Here is a 19378-nt window from a genome sequence, read left to right on the forward strand (position 1 = left end):
ACGACGGAACGATTATGTGAAAGGATCCTTTACCTAGATTTTAAATGAGATTGCAACATCGCATGCGAATTGAATACGCGGTCGATGTGCAATTCGAATCAAGTTTGACGATTCAACGAACTGATTTTCATAAAGAAGAACAGCGCTGTGACAATGAGTAGAAGCAGCAATCCAAACACAGCGTTCATCCCGAGCAAATCGAACGTGAGTCCTGAGAGCGTCGGTCCAATCATCCGTCCGACCGACGCGGCGATGTTGACGAGTCCTTGGAACTGTCCGGCTTTACCTGGAGGTGCAAGTTTTGCGGCGATCGTCGGAACGGCCGGCCAGATGAACATCTCACCGATCGTCATGACGATCATCGCGACCATGAACATCGTAAATCCTCCCGCGAACGGGACGATGATGAAAGCAGCGAGGAAAATGACAGCACCGACGACGAGTTGGCGCTTCAAATCGTCTTCAAAGTAGCGCAGCGCCCGGTTAAGGAGCGGTTGGGCGAACACGATCAACGCCCCGTTGACCGTCCACAGCAATGAATATTGGCTGATCGTCACACCGAGGTCTTTCGAATGGACGGCAATCGTTCCTTGCCACTGGACGTAGACGAACCAGAGTGCGGCATAACCGATGGCGACAAACCACATCGATTTCATCGTCGCACCAGAGAGCGTCGTCGCCGCGGCCTCGAGCTGAGACTGGACGATTGGACGACCCGGGTTTTTTAAGTAGCGCAGGCCGAACAACAGCACAACGACGAAAAGGACCGACAAGAAGAAGTTCGCATAGAAGATCCACTCGATGTTGATACGCGCGATCTGACCGCTCATCGCCGTCCCGAGGGCGACACCGACGTTTTGGGCGACGTAGATCGCGTTGAACGAGCGTCGACCGCCTTCAGGCCAGATCAAACCGGCAAACGCGTATACGGTCGGAAAGACGAGACCTCCCGAGAACCCGATCAAACCGAGCCAAGCCAAATACCCGAAGAACGTGGCATGGAACAATAAGAAGCCGAGCGAGCTCGCGAGCAACAGCCCGACCGAGATGACGAGCGTCCGCTTCCCGCCGATGCGGTCGAACAACGTCCCGCCGATATAGTTACCAGCGATCGCGAGCGCCGAGTTGACGAGCAGCGCAATACCTGCGAGCGTCATCGACTCGCCTAAATATCCATTAATATAGAGTGTGTTAAATGGCCATAAAAAAGACGCCGCCGTTGTGTTGAGCGCCATCGCAATGACTAGAATCCATACCGAAATCGGCATTTTATTGTTCATACCCGTTACTCCTTTCATTCCTTTAAACGATAAAAAATCCGGCACGACGGCCGAATCTGTGATGAGTCCTTCTCCAAGCTAACGGAACGCTACATAACTGTCAAGAAAAATTACTTATTATGAAGTAAAGCAAGCTCCACCTTGTGATAGCATGAGCAAGGAAGGAGAGGATAGCATTGAATAATCCGTTTAGCCAAGCTAGATTCCACAAATTAAATGAAGCGTATCGTCGCGAATTCGGCGAGAAAGTGTTCAAAGTCCCGCTCGATGGCGGCTTCACGTGTCCGAACCGCGACGGCCTCGTCTCAAAAGGCGGCTGCACGTTCTGTTCGGATGACGGCAGCGGCGATTTTGCCGGCAACGCCTGTGATCCGATCCCGGTCCAGTTCGCCGAGGGCACGGCCCGTCTGCATCGGAAATGGAAGCAGGCGTTGTATATCGCCTACTTCCAAGCGTTCAGCAACACGTACGCACCCGTAGAGCGCTTGCGTGAGCTGTTCGAACCGGCACTCGCAGAAGAAGGCGTCGTCGGACTCGCGATCGCGACACGACCCGACTGTCTGCCAGACGACGTCGTCGACTATCTCGCTGAGTTGAACGAGCGGACGTCGCTCACGGTCGAACTCGGCCTGCAGACGATCCATGACTCAACCGCGAAAAAGATCAACCGGGGCCACGACTATAAGACGTTCCTCGATGGTCTCGCGAAACTGCGGAGCCGGAACATTTCCGTCTGTGTCCATATCATCAACGGGCTTCCCGGTGAAACGCCAGACATGATGCTCGACACGGCCCGAGAAGTTGCTAAAATGGATATACAAGGAATCAAGATCCATTTGCTCCACGTCTTAAAACAGACGCCGCTCGCCAGACAATACGAGTTAGGGCTGCTCGAACTCATGGACGAGACGACATACGTCTCGCTCGTCTGCGATCAGCTCGAGTACTTACCGCCTGAGATCGTGATTCATCGATTGACGGGCGACGGTCCACCCGACTTATTGATCGGACCGACGTGGAGCCGGCACAAAATGGCCGTCTTGAACGCCATCAACGCCGAGTTGGAACGTCGTGATTCCTTCCAAGGAAAAAAGAAGGATGAGATCTATGGGATTAATGAGAGTTTTACCGTTCGCGAAGCATCTATTAAGTGAACACGTTACAGACGGTGCCGTCGCCATCGATATGACGGCCGGCAACGGACACGATACATTGTTTCTAGCAGAACGAGTCGGCAGCGGCCACGTCTACGCGTTTGACGTCCAAGAGGCGGCAGTCAAGGCGACGACAGACCGCATCACCGCCGCCGATCTGCTTGATCGTGTCTCGGTCGTCCACGACAGCCACGACACGGTCAAGGCGGTCGTCGCGGATGAAACCCGCCCGATCACGGCGGCCGTCTTCAATCTCGGCTACTTGCCCGGGAGCGACAAGTCGATCACAACGACCGGCAACACGACGATCGACGCCCTCGAGCAATTGCTCGACGTGATGGCCGTCGGCGGTGTCATCGTCGTCGTCATCTACCACGGCCATGAGAGCGGGAAAGTCGAGCGGGACGAAGTGCTCACGTTCGTCGAGTCACTCGACCAAAAACGAGCCGGCGTCCTCCGTTACGGTTTCGTCAACCAAATCAATCATCCGCCATTCATCGTGGCAATCGAAAAACGGGCATAAAAACAGGCGACTCACGCGAGTCGCCTGTTATTTATTCCCGAATCAATTCATAAAACGTTAACAGCGTCTCCGCGAACTTCGTGTTCAACCGTTCATAGCCAAAGTGCGGGAACCCTTCGAGCCGACGGATGTAGACTTGGTCGCCGCCGATTTTGCGGCAGACGTTCAACGTCAGCTTCACATCGGCGAAACGATCGTCCGGCGCGTAGAAGCAAGCGAGCGGTAAGCGAGGTAAATGTTTCTTCTCCTCTTGATGCTCGACGATCTCTTCTTCGATTTCGCGGTACTGCGCGTACGTGATCTCGCCGAAACGAGATGACTCTTCCCCGCCGCCAGTGAACGTCATCATACTGAGCGGCAAATCGGGGCGGAACCGGTCGACCGCACTGGCGACGACTTGCTTGAGCCCGCCGATTTGGCGGGATGAATGCCAATCAAAGAGCGGGGAGATGTATGTCAAACTCCCGAGCGGTACGTCGTACTCTTGCAGAAGGCGGTTCGTCAAGAGCGCCCCGAGACTGAAGGCGATGACGTGAATCGGTAGTTTGGACTGACTCGCTTCCCGTAGCGTGTTCTTGATCAGTTGTTTATGGTCTTCTGCCGTTAGTCCGACCGTCTGTCCGGTCACGACGAGCACCTCATAGTCGACACTGAGTCGCTGCAAAAATGCTTCGCTGAGCCGGGACGTGAACTGCAGCGGGTAAACGATCACGATGACCCCTTTTCGTGATTCTTCTTCATATGTCATGCTGTCACCTCATTATTAGTATGTCTCATCAATTCTAACAAAAAACATCAGCCGCTGACTGATGTTTGAAAGAAAATCCGTCTGGAGTCTTAGCGTGGGTCGTAACGCAAATGGATGAGCTCCATCGGTTGATCGTACACTTCTTCTTGAATTCGGTTCAGTTCGGTGAACGCTTGGTGGCTTAAGAACGCGATCGCCTGCTCGTTCGAACTCTCGACGTATAGCTCGATCGGCTGCGCCTTCCGCTCTTGGAGATGCGTCAGCAGTTCCGCCCCAAGTCCTTGGCGATGGTGAGCCGGATGAAGATAGAGACGAAGCACTTCCCACGTATCACCGCGGTCGATCGCATGGTAAAACCCGATGACGTCTCCTTCGGCCTCACCGACGATGAACAACTGTTCTTTCGCTTCTTCACTCGAACCGATGGCCCGGACGATCTCTTCTTGTTGATAGGCGCGCTCCATCACCTTAGACCGAACGTCATCTGTCACACTGATGGTCGCAAGTGCGATATCTCGAATCGTGGCGGCATCTTCTGGTACGGCTTCCCGCATCTTCATAACAGCTTCCCCCTTTTGGCCAATCTAGTACTATCATTCCCCATCACGTAAAAAATATCCTGCCCTTCTATTACTTTTTCGTGTCGAAATAAAGCAGAACGTTATTTTCTATTTTAACTAGGGTATATGAGTACCAATGCCAACTTACAAAGGAGTGTTTAGATATGGAACCAACATTACAAAACGATCCACATGCAGCTAACGCTAACAACCCGAATCGCCAATTCGACCAAACCAACTCGGGTGGTCCTAAAATCAATGTCGTGACCGGGATGCTTCTCGGTGCGCTCGTCGGTGGTCTGATCGCCCTACTTAGCTCGTCGAACCGTGAGACGACGAAACAGTCGCTCACGAATGCGAAGTCGTCTGTCGGCGGTCTCGTCGACACGATCAAAGAAGATCCGGCCGGTAAAGCGTCTCAAGTCATCGAGCAAGTGAAGTCGGCGTCAGGTATGATTCAAGAAGTGTCGACCGATGTGCAAAACGTCTATGAAAAAGTTGTCGGTGAAGTCGACACGGTCAAAGAAGACGTGAACAAAGTCGTCGAGACGGCCCAGGAAGCAAAATCAGATTTACAAGATATTGGTGAGAAAGTCGTCGAGGCGAAAGATACGGCACTCGGCAACGAGAACACTACGAACGAAAATAAACCACAAGCATAATAAAAAACGACCTTTCTCGCGAAAGGTCGTCAGCTTGTTGACTAACATCAATAGAATCGCTCGTCCTTCCGGCGCCCACGCTTTCCGCAGGCAATCCCGGAGCCGCATCGCGACTTATGTCGCTGCTGGGTCTCCGTTGGATTGCTTTCCTGCAGGAGTCGGGGCGCCGTCGGACGAGCAACGCAAACGGTCGCCATCTGGCGGCCGTTTGTCTTTTTCTGAGGCCTCGATGGCCGAAGAAAAAGCCTCGGACATGTTCTTCGAACCGGTAAAAACGGGAAAAGGCAGATAAACGCCGAACCCGTCCGCTGACTAGGGAGGAACCCCATATGTACCGTGCCCACCCGGAGAAGAGACATGAACCGATTCAGACGAAGACCACCCTGGACCAAATGGTCCCGCAAGACCACCTCGTCCGAAAGATCGACCGCCACATCGATTTCTCGATCGTGCACCGCCTTTGCGCGCCGCTGTACTCGAACACCGGACAGCCCGGCATCGACCCCGAGATTATCATCAAGATCATCCTCCTCGGCCCGCTGTTCAACATCCGTTCCGTCCGCCAGACGGTTAAAGAGGTCCAGACGAACCTCGCCTACCGCTGGTTCCTCGGGCTCGGGATTGATGAGAAGGTACCCGACCATTCGACGATCAGCCAGGCCTATCGGCGCCGCTTCAAAGGGAAGGACGTCTTCCAACAGATCTTCGAGGACATCTTGGGTCAGGCCGAAGCCCACGGCTTCGTGTCGGGGCGAATCCTGATCACCGACTCGACCCACATCCGTGCCAACGCGAACAAGAAGAAGTTCGACAAGGTCGAGGTCGAGCGCGTTGTGAACGCGATTGAGGGCGAGCTCCTAGACCGGGTGAACGAAGAACGGTCGGACCGTGGAAAAAAGCGCTGAAGCCCGCCTCACCGAAAAGGGAGAGCCGGTTCATCAAGGTGAGCCGGACCGACCCGGATGCGGGCTATATGTATCGTGACCAGAAGCCGGAAGGCTTTTTCTGGCTGGCGCACCGGACGGTCGACGCCAAACACAACTTCATCGTCGATGTGCACGTCACGCCCGGGAACGTGTCAGACAGCACCGTCTACCTCGCCCGTCTCGAGCATATCCTCGGCCGATTCGGCTATCCGCTAGAGGCAGTCGCCCTCGATGCGGGGTACTTCACGACAGAGATTGCGAAGGCGCTCATCGAGCGCGGCGTCTTCGGCGTCATCGCCTGGCGCCGCTTCGGCGGGAAGAAGGGGATGTTTCGGAGGACGAGCTTCAAATATGTATCAGAAGAAGACGTCTATGTCTGCCCGGCGAAACAGCGTCTCACCTATCGAACGACAGACCGACACGGGTATCACCACTACGCCTCCGACCCCGCCGTCTGTAAGAACTGCCCGCTTCTCGAGAAGTGTACGTCCAATCGTGCCCACCGGCGCGTCATCACCCGTCATCTTGATGAAACCTATCGCGAATTGGTGAACCGGAACCGTCTGTCCGAATCCGGACGATACCTCTATCGTCTCCGGCCGCAGACCGTGGAGCGCTCGTTCGCCGATGCGAAAGAGCTTCACGGGCTCCGCTTCACGTTCTACCGGGGGACCGAGAAGGTCCAGTGCGCCAACCTGGTGGCAGCCACCGCACAAAACATGAAGAAATTGGCCAACCTGTTGGCCGAAAAAGACCGTCTACATAGCATTTCTTCAATTTTATGCCGGGCAGAGCGCCTCGAGCTCGATGAACACAAAAAGAGACGAACCAAATCGCGATGGGCGATTTGGTTCGTCAACAGCCTGACGACCTTTCTCGCGAAAGGTCGTTTTTTTATTGCTTATGCGAAACGTTTTGCGCCTTCTTCAAGAACTGCCGCTTTGTCCGTCTGCTCCCATGGGAGTTCAACGTCTGTGCGGCCAAAGTGTCCGTAAGCTGCTGTCTGTCTGTAGATCGGGCGACGAAGGTCGAGCATCTTGATGATGCCGGCCGGACGAAGGTCGAAGTTCTCACGGATGAGTTCAACGAGTTCAGTCTCGCTCAATTTACCAGTGCCGAACGTGTCCACCGCGATTGAAACCGGGTGTGCGACACCGATCGCGTATGCAAGTTGAACTTCCGCTTTGTCAGCAAGTCCAGCTGCCACGAGGTTTTTCGCCACGTAGCGGGCCGCGTATGCTGCCGAACGGTCAACTTTGGTAGGATCTTTACCTGAGAACGCACCACCGCCGTGGCGAGCGTATCCACCGTATGTGTCGACGATGATTTTACGTCCTGTGAGACCTGCATCACCTTGTGGTCCACCGATGACGAAACGGCCAGTCGGGTTGATGAAGTATTTTGTCTCGGCGTCGATGAGTTCAGCCGGGATGACTGCTTCGATCACGTGTTCTTTAAGGTCCGCTTGGATTTGCTCGAGCGTGATGTCTTCTGCATGTTGTGTCGAGATGACGATCGTATCGATACGGACCGGGTTGTTGTCTTGGTCGTATTCGACAGTTACTTGTGTCTTACCGTCTGGACGAAGGTAAGCGAGCGTTCCGTTTTTGCGAACTTCTGCCAAGCGACGTGACAATTTGTGAGCAAGTGAGATCGGGAGCGGCATGAGTTCAGGTGTCTCGTTCGTTGCATAACCGAACATGAGGCCTTGGTCACCGGCACCGATCGCATCGATCTCTTCGTCAGTCATTTGACCTTCACGAGCTTCGAGCGCTTGGTCGACACCGAGGGCGATGTCTGCCGACTGCTCGTCGATTGCTGTGAGTACAGCACAAGTCTCAGCGTCAAAACCATATTTGGCACGCGTGTAGCCGATCTCACGAACAGTTTCACGTACAACTTTCGGGATATCCACGTAAGTCGATGTCGTGATTTCACCAGCTACGAGCACGAGACCTGTCGTGACAGACGTCTCAGCCGCAACGCGGGCGTTTGGATCTTCAGCCAAAATTGCATCCAAAATCGCATCTGAGATTTGGTCACAAATTTTATCCGGATGTCCTTCAGTGACGGACTCCGAAGTGAAAAGTCGACGGTTCAAGTTTGACATTTCGAAAAACCTCCTATTAATAAGGGTGATGTGTGGACGGTACTCGTTCCCCTTACGCGTTGCTTTGGGACGGTAATGAAAAAAACCTTTCGCCACGTTCAATGGGAAAGGTTGAATCGTTCTTCCTTACCCTCTTATCGTTCGAAGCTGTCGCTTCGCTTCAGGATAGCACCTTTTCCGAAAAAGACTACAGGATCGGACGGTTGCTGGGCTTCGTAGGGCCTTGTTCCCTCCACCGCTCAGAATAAGAGTATCCGTTACGAACACCATCATATAAATGCCATACCGTTCTGTCAAGCGTATCTGCTTAATTTGTAAATTTCTTCGTAATCACGGAAATCATTTATGTTTGTGAAATATCAAACATTTTTTTGACGGTTTCCGTTTTTTCACTCCCCGCTTATACAGAATATGTTAGAATGTCCTTGTAAGAAAGCGCTTACTTTAAAGGGTAAAGAAATGCTTGTTTTTGATTAGTGTGTCACATATAATAAAAATGTCATACTAATTAAACGCGGAAGTATGCGGATTTCATCCACATCTATTTAGGGGAAAGGTGGGATTCAGGATGGCGACTACGCTCCTGAAAATCGAAGAATTAATTAAGGGTGCCGATGTATTACGGAACTTAACCGTTCCAGAATTGGTGGAAGAAGCCATTCGTAACGGTGAAGGCGTACTGACGAAAGACGGGGCTTTATCGGTCAGTACAGGGAAATTCACAGGGCGGTCACCGAAAGACAAATTCGTCGTCCAAGATGAAGTCAGCAACTCGTTAGTAGATTGGGGTCCGGTCAATCAGCCGATCGCAGAAGAAAAATTTACCGCTCTTCTCGACAAAGTCCTCACCCATCTCGAGACGAAACAGAAGCTGTATTATCTCGAAGCTTCGGCTGGAGCAGATGAGCACTACACGTTACCGGTACGCGCCATCACCGAGTACGCATGGCACAGCTTGTTCGCGAAGCAGTTGTTCTTGCGTGAGTGGCCGACAGCCGGTGCGTTTGACCCGTTCACGGTCATTTATGCGCCGAGCTACAAAGCCGACCCAACAGTTGACGGGACGAACTCAGAGACGTTTATCCTCGTTTCGTTCGCCAAGCGTACCATTCTGATCGGGGGAACAGAATACGGCGGCGAAATCAAAAAATCAATCTTCTCGGTCATGAACTTCCTATTACCTGAACAGCACGTCTTGTCGATGCATTGCTCGGCTAACGTCTCGGACGCCGGGGAGACGGCGCTCTTTTTCGGACTATCGGGAACGGGCAAGACAACGCTTTCGGCCGATACGGAACGTCATCTCATCGGTGACGATGAACACGGTTGGTCACCAGACGGCATCTTCAACATCGAAGGCGGTTGCTACGCCAAGACAATCAACTTATCGCGTGAGAACGAGCCGCAAATTTATGACGCCATCCGTTTCGGCTCGTTGATTGAAAACGTCGTCTTGAACGAAGACCGCTCAGCAGACTACAAAAACATCTCGCTCACCGAGAACACGCGAGCAGCTTACCCGATTCAATTTATCGATAACGCGATGCTCCCTTCACGGGCCGGCCACCCGAACACGATCGTCTTCTTGACGGCCGATGCTTACGGGGTGCTCCCGCCGATCAGCAAGTTGACGAAAGAGCAAGCGATGTATCACTTCCTATCAGGCTACACGTCAAAACTAGCCGGGACGGAGCGCGGCGTGACCGAGCCACAAGCAACGTTCTCGACTTGCTTCGGCTCACCGTTCTTGCCGCTCGCCCCGGAACGATACGCCGACATGCTCGGCAAGTTGATCGAACAGCATAACGTCGACGTCTATCTCGTCAACACGGGTTGGACCGGCGGAGCTTACGGTGAAGGTTCGCGTATGAAGCTCAGCTACACACGGGCCATGGTGAACGCCGCGATCAACGGTCAATTGCGTGACGTCGACACTGTGAAGCACGACATCTTCAACGTCGACATCCCGGTCCATATCGACGGCGTCCCACAAGACGTGCTCAACCCACGTGACACTTGGAAAGATGCCGCTCATTACGATGTCGAAGCGCGAGCGCTCGCCTTGAAGTTCCAACAAAACTTTAAACGATTCACGAAAGCGAGTGAGAAAGTCATCGCGGCCGGGCCAATCGTCTTTTAACTCAAAATGACTAGTACCCCGCTCGGGTACTAGTCATTTTTTTGTCGCAAGCGCCAACATCCAATCCATCGCTCGGTCCGTCGTCTTCCACTTTTCCCAGAACGGGAGCTGATGGGCGAACGGCAAGATCCAAAGCTCTGCTTGCGAACCGATCTTGTCAGCGAGGGCGGTCGCATGACGAAGCCGGACTTGCTCGTCGTCCGTCCCATGGATGAGTAGCGTCGGCGCCTGCCAGTCTTTGAAGAGCGGAGACCGTTCGACATACGCCTCATGGACCGTCTCCGGGTCCCCCCCGGTCATCCGGCGCAACATCTTCCGCATCGAACGCTGTTCTTCATACGTCCACTCCAAATTCGTCACACCCGCCCACGATGTAACCGACGTGACGGGACGTTTTGATGCGAGCGACAACGCCATCATGCCGCCACGGGAAAAGCCGAGGGCGTGGATCGTCTGGTGCGTCCGGCTAACGCGGTCATACAGAGACACGACGTCCTCTAAATCGGCGCCTCCGAAATCCTCTTTCCCGGTCCCTCCGTGGTTCCCGCGATAGACCGGCGCCACGACATGGAACCCTTTCGCCGCGAACTGCATCAGCCGAGGCAACCGGACGTCACCGATCCTCCCAGTGCCGCCTCGTAAATAAAACAGCACCTGGCCGTTCGGACGTTTTGGCGTGATCGTGTAGGCGACGACTTCTTCCCCGTCACTCGTCTCGTACCAACCTCGATGCACGGGATATCCCGCATAAGGAGGCAGGACGTCGACGCGATCAAACCAACTTTTTGTCATGGAGTACTTTCATCGTCTCGGGCAACACTTTATCTTTCATCATGAAACTGTAGCGGCCGTTACGGAGCAGGTTCGTCGGTAACGTGTCCAACAAGACGGCCCCGTCGGTCTCATCGACGGCCGGATGATCCTCGAACCGCTCGATCTCCGCAAAATAAATATTTTTGATGACGGTGTCGCCACGCCCGAGCACCCGGTACTGCCCTAAATAATGGAGTGTCTTGACGACGCCTCCCGTCTCCTCGTACACTTCCCGAATCGCCGCGTCGTCCTCGTGTTCGCCGGGTTCGACTTTCCCTCCCGGAAATTCGAGTCCGCGCTGCTTGTGCTTCGTGAGCACCCATTTGTCCGCATAGCGGGCGACGACCCAGACGTGCAGCGGCGTATCCGAAAACGGATAGTGCTCGAAGCTCAACTCGACTTTATTGTGATAGTAGTCCGTGAATGTCAACATAGTCCATCCCTTTCTTTCCCGTGTCTACTCTCACTTTACCTTGTCTCACGCTAGTTTCAAACAAAAAAATAGGCCCGCCGAGGCGGACCTACAACAAATCATTGGTTTAAGCGCTTTTCAAGCTCAGCTTTTTGTTCTTCATAACCTGGTTTTCCAAGCAACGCGAACATGTTCGCTTTATATGCTTCAACACCTGGCTGGTTGAACGGGTTGACTCCGAGAATGTAGCCGCTCATCGCGCACGCCTTCTCGAAGAAGTAGAACAAGTATCCGAGATGATATGGCGTCATCTCTGGCAATTCGACGACGAGGTTCGGCACGTTTCCGTCCGTGTGGGCGAGGAGCGTTCCTTCTGCCGCCTTGTCGTTGACGAATTGAATCGTCTCACCGGCAAGGAAGTTCAAGCCGTCGAGGTCTTGTGCGTCTTCCGGGACGTTCAACGCGTGACGGACGTTCGTGACACGGATGACCGTCTCGAACAAGTCGCGGCGACCTTCTTGGATGTATTGTCCCATCGAGTGGAGGTCAGTCGAGAAGTCAACAGCCGCCGGGAAGATCCCTTTGTTGTCTTTGCCTTCCGACTCGCCGTAAAGCTGTTTCCACCACTCTGATACGTAGTGGAGTGCCGGCTCGTAGTTGACGAGAAGTTCGATTGATTTACCTTTCGCATACATGGCGTTACGGACGACCGCGTACTGATACGCCTCGTTCTCTGAAAGTTCAGGTGAACTGTAGGCATTTTCCGCGTCTCGCGCACCTTCCATGAGGGCATCGATATCGATGCCTGCCGCCGCGATTGGAAGCAAACCGACTGGTGTGAGGACAGAGAACCGTCCACCGACATCGTCCGGAATGACGAACGTCTCGTAACCTTCTGCATCAGCGAGCGTCTTCAAAGCGCCACGGGCACGGTCTGTCGTCGCATAAATGCGCTCGCGTGCGCCATCTTGGCCGTACTTCTCTTCCATGAACTGCTTGAGGACACGGAAAGCAATTGCCGGCTCTGTCGTCGTTCCCGATTTTGAGATGACGTTGACTGAGACTTCTTTGCCTTCGAGTACTTGAAGCAACTCCGTCATGTACGTTGACGAGATGTTGTGGCCCGCGAAGAAGACTTGCGGGGCGTTACGCTCCTCTTTTGACAATACGTTGAAGAATGAATGTTGCAGCATCTCGATGGCTGCACGAGCGCCGAGATACGACCCACCGATTCCGACGACGACGAGGACGTCCGAGTTGTCGCGGATTCGTTCAGCGGCCGCTTTGATGCGTGCGAACTCATCCGTATCAAAATTCGTTGGAAGGTCGACCCAGCCTAGAAAATCGCTGCCGGCACCGCTCCGGTCGTGGATGACCGAATGGAGTGCTTTCACCGTTTCTTGCATTTGATCGACTTCGTGTTCCCCGACGAAAGACAGGGCGTTAGAATAATCGAAACGTACTGTTGACATGGCATTTCCTCCTTTAAATCGCTCATCTAAGAGCCATACATGACTCATCATAAACGGAAACGACGGATTCGTTCAATCATTATTGCAAAATAGGCATCAAATCGCCTTATTTGCTCAATTCAAGAATCGCAGCCACGTCTTCGCGTTCGAGTGTACGGAAACGTCCGAACGCTCCACGTTTCATCGCTGAATCAAGGATCGCCTCAAACGTCGATTCGTCGATCTCATAGTCACGGAGTGAACTTGGCGCACCAAGTTGGTCGAAGAAAGCACGAACCGCTGTAATCGTACGCTTTGCCGTCTCAAGGTCTGTCGCACCCGGTTCGACGTCGAACACTTCTGTCCCGAGTCGTGCGAACCGTGCCGCGTTGTCTTCTTCAAGGACGTGCTCCATCCAGCGTGGGAAGAGGATGGCGAGGCCGCCTGCGTGCGGGATGTCATGGACAGCCGAAACGGCGTGCTCGATGTTGTGCGACGCCCAGTCGCCAGAAGCGCCCATCTGCAAGACCCCGTTCAAGGCGATCGTGCCTGCGAACAAGATGATGGCACGCAAGTCGACGTTCTCTAAGTCGTCGACGAGCTTCGGTGCCGACTCGACGACCGCTTTCAAGACGCCTTCAGTCATCCGCTCTTGAACCGGAGCGTGGTTCGGGTGGAAGTACTGCTCGAAACAATGGCTCATCATGTCGACGATGCCATAGATCGTTTGGTCTTTCGGCACCGACACAGTATAGCGCGGGTCGAGGATCGAGAACGTCGGATAGACGAGCGGGTGGCCCCAACCATATTTCTCTTGCGTCTCCCAGTTCGTGATGACCGAACCGGAGTTCATCTCAGAACCTGTCGCCGCGAGCGTGAGAACCGTTCCGAACGGTACCGCTTCAGTCGGGATATGGTCACGGAGGACGATGTCCCATGCGTCGCCGTCATACGGAATCGCTGCCGAGATCAATTTCGTGCAATCGATGACTGAACCGCCGCCGACCGCGAGCAAGGCGTCGATGCCTTCTTCGCGTGCTTTCGTGACCGCACGTCTCACCGTTTCGATCCGCGGGTTCGGTTCGACACCTGAGAAGTCGACGAACTCGATGTCCGCTTTATTTAATTCAGCAACGACTTCCTCATACGTCCCGTTCTTCTTGATGCTCCCGCCTCCATAGACGAGCATCACTTTCTTCGCGTCAAGCGCTTTGAGCTCCCCTGTGAGCTTCTCGATCTGATGCGTCCCGAAGATCAATTTCGTTGGGTTTTTGTATTCAAAGTTGTGCATAAGTCATCCTCCTTCAAAAATATGTAACACCTACACTATATACCCTGTTTTTCTGGATTGAAAAGTGATTAGCCCTGACTGTATATGCGGTCGATGATTTGATGAAGCAGGACCGCCTGTTCGGCCTGCTCGTATGACGGCTCACGCCGACACGCCTCAAGGAAGGAGCGAATCTGTGTCGCGTACGGATCGTCTAACGTCAAATGAGCCGGCGTCTTGTCAAACAGAGCGCCATGTTCTTCTGTATGGATCGTGAGCGGGAACAACGACGCCCCGCCGGCTGTCCCGCGCAATTCCACGTTCATCGTATCCTTCGGCCCGATGTTCGCCATGAAGCTCGCATCTAAAAATAGTGAGGCCCCGTTCTCGAACGTGACCATCGCTCGGGCCGTGTCTTCAACCGAGAAGTTGTCGGCGTCCCAGTCCCCCATCAGACCGACACCCGGACGCGTCCCAAGATACTGTCCGACGTGACCGACCACGTCGACCGGTTTCGGATAATCCATCAAATAGAGGGCGAGGTCGAGCATATGTACGCCGATATCAAGCAGCGCCCCGCCTCCTTGAAGTTCTTTGTCCGTAAACACGCCCCAACCCGGGATGCCACGGCGCCTTAGGGCGAGCGCGGTCGCCGCATAGATGTGACCGAGTTCATTTGAGTCAATCAAGCGTTTCAGCAGTTGCGTGTCCGTCCGATACCGGAAATGGAAGCCGTAGTGGAGCGTCCGGTTGGCCCGCTTGGCCGCTTGTAGCATCTCGTCCGCCTCACGCTCCGAGATAGCCGGCGGTTTCTCGCAAAGGACGTGACAACCGGCATCGAGCGCTTCGATGACATGGTCTTTATGCAGGGCGTTCGGTGTGCAGACGCTGACCGCATCAAGCTGCTCATTTGCGAGCATGTCCGCTACCGTGTCATAAACCCGTTCGATCCCGAACTGACGGGCAACCGCCTCCCCGCGCTCCCGTGTCCGGTTCATGACCGCGACGACGTCCGCCCCGGCCGCGATGTAATGCGGGATGTGTGCGTTTGTGGCGATACCGCCCGTCCCGATGATTCCAATTCTCATGTTAATCTACTCCTTTCTCTATCTCTTTCGGGAACGTCTCTTCAATTTCCTGTACAAAAAAAAGGCGACCTATTTGGAATAGGCCGCCTTTCATCACTTACTTCTTGAAGTTCGTGTTTTTGATCCAGTCTTCGAGCTTGTCCTTGAGGACTGTGAAGCCTGGCGCTTCTTCTTGCTTGAAGTTTGAAGCTTCGTTGCGGCGTGGTGCGCCACGACGAGCTGGCTTAGCCGACTTCTCGCGTTTTGGTGCTTCTTGTGTCGCTTTCATTGAAAGCTTGATTTTCTTAGATGCTTCATCAACATCAAGAATTTTCACTTCAACTTCTTGGCCGACTTGAACGTACTCGTTCACGTCTTTCACGTAGTCGTGTGAGATTTCAGAGATGTGGACAAGACCTTGTGTCTCGTCGTCGAGTGCGACGAACGCACCGAAAGGTTGAATTCCTGTTACTTTACCTTTTAAAACTTGATCTTTTTCGTATTTTGCCATTACAAACACTCCTATGCTAAATTCATCAACTTACTATAACATACTTTTTTCGATAAAGTGTAGAAAATAGTAAAAAAGATTATTTAGGATTATTTTGACGTTTCAAAGTCGCACCTCAGGGTAAATACAAATCAAGCAAGACTTCAAGTATTCCCCCCTGATTCCGCTAGGCTAACGCCTAGCCCTTTTTTTGTTTTAAGATGTCGCAAACGTCCATTGCTAGCCGATTTCATAGACGTCCCTACTAGCCATCTCGTCCAAACTCATCGCGAATCGACCGACCGATATCCCCAAGTTCATCGCGGTCGGATCGTACGAATGTTCAAGGTTCGGGTGCCTCACTCACTTACCTTCTATTCCGCCCTCAATCTCGACCCCATAATCTATATTCACACGCCACTTTCGTATATCTTCCCATTTTATGTTACATCGTTCAACCCATTTTAGAATAATCGGTCGATATTCGGTCGTGGGCGAGGCGCAATCACCATTCACCTTATCGCTAAAACGTCAACAGACCCTCATCGCTGAGAGTCTGTTGACGTTGCCAGTTCAAACTGTTTCATAAACCGATCGATACGGCGGATCGCTTCTTGAAGCTGCTCGATCGACGTCGCATAACTCGCACGGACAAAGCCTTCCCCGCTCGCCCCGAACGCATTGCCCGGAACGACCGCCACTCGCTCTTCAAGCAGTAACCGCTCGGCGAACTCCTCGCTCGAAAGCCCAGTATGACGGATGGACGGGAATGCATAGAACGCACCACCCGGGACGTGGGTCGGGAGACCTGCGTCATTTAACGCCTGGATAAAATAGTTACGACGCTGGCGATAACTCTTCACCATCTTCGGGACGTGTTGGTCACGGCTGCGCAGCGCCTCGAGCCCTCCGAATTGGACGAGCGTCGGCGCACACATCATGCCGTACTGATGCACTTTAAGCATTTCCCGGGTCACGACTTCCGGGGCGCACGTGAAACCGAGGCGCCATCCGGTCATCGCGAACGCTTTTGAAAAACCGTTGACGACGATCGTCCGCTCACGCATGTCGTGGAGCGTCGCGAAGCTCGTGAACGGAGCATCGTAAGACAGCTCCGCGTATATCTCGTCGCTCACAACCCACAAATCGTGTTTCGTAGCGAGTTCCGCGATTTCGGCGAGTTCGTCGCCCGTCATCGTCGCGCCGGTCGGGTTCGACGGGAAGCAGAGCAAAATCGCTTTCGTCCGTTCCGTGATCGCTGCTGCGACGTCTTCCCGATTCAAGCGAAACCCAGACTCCGGACGACAAGCGACTGGGACGACGGTTCCACCGGCTAATTCAATGAGCGGCCCGTAGGAGACGAAAGCTGGCTCGACGACGAGAACCTCGTCACCTGGGTTCAATAAAGCACGGAAGGCGATATCGAGCGCCTGAGACGCCCCTGTCGTGACGATCAATTCGGTCGCCGGGTCATACGTAACGTCAAAACGGTCGGTCATGTAACGAGCAATCGCTTCACGCAGCTCGAGCAGACCCGCGTTGGCACTATAAGCCGTATAGCCTTGCTCGAGTGCCGCGTAGCTCGCTTCGCGGACGTTCCATGGCGTGATGAAGTCAGGCTCTCCCACCCCAAGAGAGACGACATTTTCCATCGTCTGTGCCAAATCGAAGAAACGGCGAATGCCAGACGGCTTCATCGAGACGACTTGATTCGATAGCGACTTCATGGCGTGATGTTCAACCGTTTGTCTTCGACTTGTGGGGTGAACAAAATACCGTCATGCTTGTACGTCTTCAACTTGAAGTGGGTCGTCGTCGACACGACCGAGTCAAGCGGTGATAGTTTGTCCGAGACGAACGACGCCACGTCTTGGAGCGAATTCGCCCGGATGACGACTTGCAGGTCGTACGCGCCCGACATCAAATAGAGAGCCGTCACTTCCGGGAAGCGGTAAATCCGCTCCGCGACCTCGTCAAACCCGCGACCTCGCTTCGGTGTGACTTTGACGTCGATGAACGCCGTGACATCGTGACGGTTAATCTTCTGCCAGTTGATCATCGCCCGGAAACCGAGCAAGATGCCGTCTGCTTTGAACTTCTCGAGCATCGTTTCGACGGTCGCCTCATCGGTCGCGAGCAAGTTCGCGAGCAACTTCGTCTCGAGGTATCCTTTTTCTTCAAGCAATTCCAAAAGTTCTAACTCTTTTGTTGTGTACATATTAGTTGTCTCCTTCCGTTCTACCGGGAAACGTCCCTGCGAACGACCTTTCTGTCTGTCTCACGTACTCCCGCCGTTCGGACTGGACGATATGAAAATTCTTCATCTCCATATCCACCAAACCGTGTTTTTGACAAAACCGCTCAAAGTAGCGTCGACGCGCCTCATCTTGTTTCGCCGATAAGTTGTCGGTTCCGTTAAAAGCGTAGAGCACGGTTGCCCGGGCTGGATGAACGACCGTCCCGTGCTCGATCACACGTAAGATAAAGTCCCAGTCCCAATAGTTATAAACCGTCTCATCGAACATGCCAATGACGTCGTGAAGCCGCTTGCGGTAAAGCGTGCCGGACGGGATGAACGTCGAGTCTTGCCGAATCCGGTCCAAGTCGAGTTCGTAGGCGAACGCCTCCCACTCCGTGACGACCCGCCGTCCGTCTTGCCATGTGAACCGAAACAGTTCCGCATCGGTGAAGACGAGGTCTGCCGTCGTCAAATCATCGAGCGCTCGTTCGATATGGGTCGGCATGAGTAAATCATCGTCATCTAATAAGAGAATATACTCGCCTCTTGCCTCCATCACACCTCGGTTTCGCGCTTTGACGTGATGATTTTCTTCAAGCTCGATCAACCGAACCGACAATCGATTCAAAAAAGGCGCCAAAAGATGTTGTTTTGGCGGCCCATCATTATTTACTACAAGCACTTCGAACTGTTGAAACGTCTGTACCGTCAAACTTTCGAGCAGTTCCGTCAGTTCCGCCTCGCGCGCGTAGGCCGGAATGACGATCGAAACGAGCGGGTTCATCCGCGGTAAGCAGTTTCGACGTGCGGTAAGATTGCTTCCCAGCTGACGCCGTTCTCTTTTGATACTGTGACAAAATCGCCGTAAGCGAAGACGCTCTCGACACCTTCGATCGTGACGAGTTTCGCGAGAAGCGGTTGATCTGTTGATTCGCCGGCTTTCACGCTTTGGCTCTTAGCTCCGAAGACGTTTTCAGGAAGTGTAATTTTCATTGCATTTGGATTAGGTGTTGGATCGATTCGTAACATGTTGGTTCCCCCTTATAATTGACAAGCCTCTGAAGATGTAAGTAATTGTCTGGCCATGGCGCGCGTATCGTCCTCAGACGGGCACTCTCCAAACGAATCCGTTAGAATACGACGAATCGTTTCATTCAACTCCGCTTCCGAGTCGATCTGCACGAGCGCCACTGTGATGTCATCGAACTCTGGCCCGTAAGACCCAAGCCCGTAACCGAGCGGGTCCCATGCTAATAATAAATCTTCTGAACGCATTTTTAAAACCCTTCTTTTTAGCCTTGATATTATATCGTACTTCCTCAATCTACCGCACTTTTGACGATGGCGCTAGCCTTACCTCGGATTTCCCGCTTTTTCAAATCGAACCAACACTATATCTAGTATTGGTTCCTGGTCATAACCTTTTTAATAATTAATGGAATCAGTGACATTCTTCTTGATTTCCGTATTGACAAATCGGATTGAACGCTTACAAAAAAAGCGGACAGCTTTGACCTCGGGAGTCAGTAAATC

Annotated in this window: 20 protein-coding genes, 1 pseudogene and 1 riboswitch; of the genes and pseudogenes, 5 read left to right on the top strand and 16 right to left on the bottom strand. The window is 53.3% G+C overall.

Going from position 1 to position 19378, the window contains the following annotated elements; genetic code table 11:
- Positions 1 to 98 precede the first annotated feature (98 nt).
- Positions 99 to 1280 carry an MDR family MFS transporter gene (locus A6395_RS03390; protein ID WP_084812919.1) on the bottom strand — a complete coding sequence of 394 codons (1182 nt, stop codon included), beginning with the start codon at positions 1278 to 1280 and terminating at the stop codon, positions 99 to 101.
- Between the two features lie 170 nt (positions 1281 to 1450).
- Between A6395_RS03390 and mnmL the strand changes: the two genes are divergently transcribed.
- Both mnmL and mnmM read left to right on the top strand, forming a co-directional pair.
- Positions 1451 to 2434 (top strand): tRNA modification radical SAM protein MnmL/YtqA, encoded by a 984-nt coding sequence (mnmL, locus tag A6395_RS03395; protein WP_071397867.1) that lies wholly within the window; start codon positions 1451 to 1453, stop codon positions 2432 to 2434.
- Positions 2388 to 2957 (top strand): tRNA 5-(aminomethyl)-2-thiouridylate-methyltransferase MnmM, encoded by a 570-nt coding sequence (gene mnmM, locus A6395_RS03400; protein ID WP_071397868.1) that lies wholly within the window; start codon positions 2388 to 2390, stop codon positions 2955 to 2957. The genes mnmL and mnmM overlap by 47 nt, the downstream gene beginning before the upstream one ends.
- A gap of 31 nt (positions 2958 to 2988) precedes the next feature.
- Here mnmM and A6395_RS03405 read toward each other — a convergent pair whose 3' ends face one another.
- Both A6395_RS03405 and A6395_RS03410 read right to left on the bottom strand, forming a co-directional pair.
- Positions 2989 to 3705 (bottom strand): alpha/beta fold hydrolase, encoded by a 717-nt coding sequence (locus tag A6395_RS03405; RefSeq protein WP_070329405.1) that lies wholly within the window; start codon positions 3703 to 3705, stop codon positions 2989 to 2991.
- Positions 3706 to 3794: 89 nt separating this feature from the next.
- On the bottom strand, positions 3795 to 4265 hold the full coding sequence (locus A6395_RS03410; protein ID WP_071397869.1) for a GNAT family N-acetyltransferase: 471 nt from the start codon (positions 4263 to 4265) through the stop codon (positions 3795 to 3797).
- Between the two features lie 164 nt (positions 4266 to 4429).
- Here A6395_RS03410 and A6395_RS03415 point away from each other — a divergent pair, with 164 nt between their 5' ends.
- On the top strand, positions 4430 to 4927 hold the full coding sequence (locus tag A6395_RS03415) for a YtxH domain-containing protein (RefSeq protein ID WP_071397870.1): 498 nt from the start codon (positions 4430 to 4432) through the stop codon (positions 4925 to 4927).
- Positions 4928 to 5256: 329 nt separating this feature from the next.
- Positions 5257 to 6596 (top strand): annotated as a pseudogene (locus tag A6395_RS15660) (IS1182 family transposase); the annotation flags it as partial.
- Between the two features lie 158 nt (positions 6597 to 6754).
- Here A6395_RS15660 and metK read toward each other — a convergent pair.
- Entirely contained in the window at positions 6755 to 7963 is a 1209-nt protein-coding gene (gene metK, locus A6395_RS03430) for a methionine adenosyltransferase (protein WP_071397872.1), read from the bottom strand.
- 131 nt (positions 7964 to 8094) lie between these two features.
- Positions 8095 to 8214, bottom strand: a riboswitch (SAM riboswitch).
- Positions 8215 to 8531: 317 nt separating this feature from the next.
- On the opposite strand from metK, the gene pckA reads away from it, so the two are divergent.
- The gene (gene pckA / locus A6395_RS03435) at positions 8532 to 10103 is read left to right on the top strand and encodes a phosphoenolpyruvate carboxykinase (ATP) (protein ID WP_071397873.1); all 1572 of its coding nucleotides are present in this window, start codon (positions 8532 to 8534) and stop codon (positions 10101 to 10103) included.
- A 33-nt stretch (positions 10104 to 10136) separates the two neighbouring features.
- On the opposite strand, the gene A6395_RS03440 is transcribed toward pckA, so the two are convergent.
- The 12 genes from A6395_RS03440 to A6395_RS03490 all read right to left on the bottom strand — a co-directional run bounded on the left by A6395_RS03440 (position 10137) and on the right by A6395_RS03490 (position 19120).
- Complete coding sequence (locus A6395_RS03440) at positions 10137 to 10895, bottom strand: alpha/beta hydrolase family protein (RefSeq protein ID WP_071397874.1); 759 nt, start codon at positions 10893 to 10895, stop codon at positions 10137 to 10139.
- A complete protein-coding gene (gene ytkD / locus A6395_RS03445; protein WP_070328784.1) occupies positions 10876 to 11349 on the bottom strand; it encodes an RNA deprotection pyrophosphohydrolase in 474 nt (157 codons plus the stop codon). Before ytkD ends, A6395_RS03440 begins: the two co-directional genes overlap by 20 nt.
- Positions 11350 to 11447: 98 nt before the next feature.
- Entirely contained in the window at positions 11448 to 12800 is a 1353-nt protein-coding gene (locus tag A6395_RS03450; RefSeq protein WP_071397875.1) for a glucose-6-phosphate isomerase, read from the bottom strand.
- 106 nt (positions 12801 to 12906) lie between these two features.
- A complete protein-coding gene (locus tag A6395_RS03455) occupies positions 12907 to 14070 on the bottom strand; it encodes an iron-containing alcohol dehydrogenase (protein ID WP_071397876.1) in 1164 nt (387 codons plus the stop codon).
- A gap of 68 nt (positions 14071 to 14138) precedes the next feature.
- Positions 14139 to 15137, bottom strand: coding sequence for a Gfo/Idh/MocA family protein (locus tag A6395_RS03460; protein ID WP_071397877.1), 999 nt, complete (start codon positions 15135 to 15137; stop codon positions 14139 to 14141).
- 97 nt (positions 15138 to 15234) lie between these two features.
- Entirely contained in the window at positions 15235 to 15627 is a 393-nt protein-coding gene (gene yugI / locus A6395_RS03465) for a S1 domain-containing post-transcriptional regulator GSP13 (RefSeq protein ID WP_016509788.1), read from the bottom strand.
- A gap of 219 nt (positions 15628 to 15846) precedes the next feature.
- Entirely contained in the window at positions 15847 to 15969 is a 123-nt protein-coding gene (locus A6395_RS16220; protein ID WP_255569969.1) for a hypothetical protein, read from the bottom strand.
- Between the two features lie 179 nt (positions 15970 to 16148).
- Positions 16149 to 17333, bottom strand: a complete 1185-nt coding sequence (locus tag A6395_RS03470; RefSeq protein ID WP_071397878.1) for an aminotransferase — start codon at positions 17331 to 17333, stop codon at positions 16149 to 16151.
- A complete protein-coding gene (locus tag A6395_RS03475) occupies positions 17330 to 17824 on the bottom strand; it encodes an Lrp/AsnC family transcriptional regulator (RefSeq protein WP_071397879.1) in 495 nt (164 codons plus the stop codon). Before A6395_RS03475 ends, A6395_RS03470 begins: the two co-directional genes overlap by 4 nt.
- A gap of 1 nt (position 17825) precedes the next feature.
- The gene (locus tag A6395_RS03480; RefSeq protein ID WP_071397880.1) at positions 17826 to 18629 is read right to left on the bottom strand and encodes a glycosyltransferase family 2 protein; all 804 of its coding nucleotides are present in this window, start codon (positions 18627 to 18629) and stop codon (positions 17826 to 17828) included.
- Positions 18626 to 18874: a NifU N-terminal domain-containing protein gene (locus A6395_RS03485; RefSeq protein ID WP_035386391.1), complete on the bottom strand. Its 249-nt coding sequence runs from the start codon at positions 18872 to 18874 to the stop codon at positions 18626 to 18628. Before A6395_RS03485 ends, A6395_RS03480 begins: the two co-directional genes overlap by 4 nt.
- A gap of 12 nt (positions 18875 to 18886) precedes the next feature.
- A complete protein-coding gene (locus tag A6395_RS03490; protein WP_016509787.1) occupies positions 18887 to 19120 on the bottom strand; it encodes a DUF1871 family protein in 234 nt (77 codons plus the stop codon).
- Positions 19121 to 19378: the final 258 nt, after the last annotated feature.

This window comes from Exiguobacterium sp. SH31, assembly GCF_001816105.1.
Lineage (GTDB): Bacteria > Bacillota > Bacilli > Exiguobacteriales > Exiguobacteriaceae > Exiguobacterium > Exiguobacterium aurantiacum_A.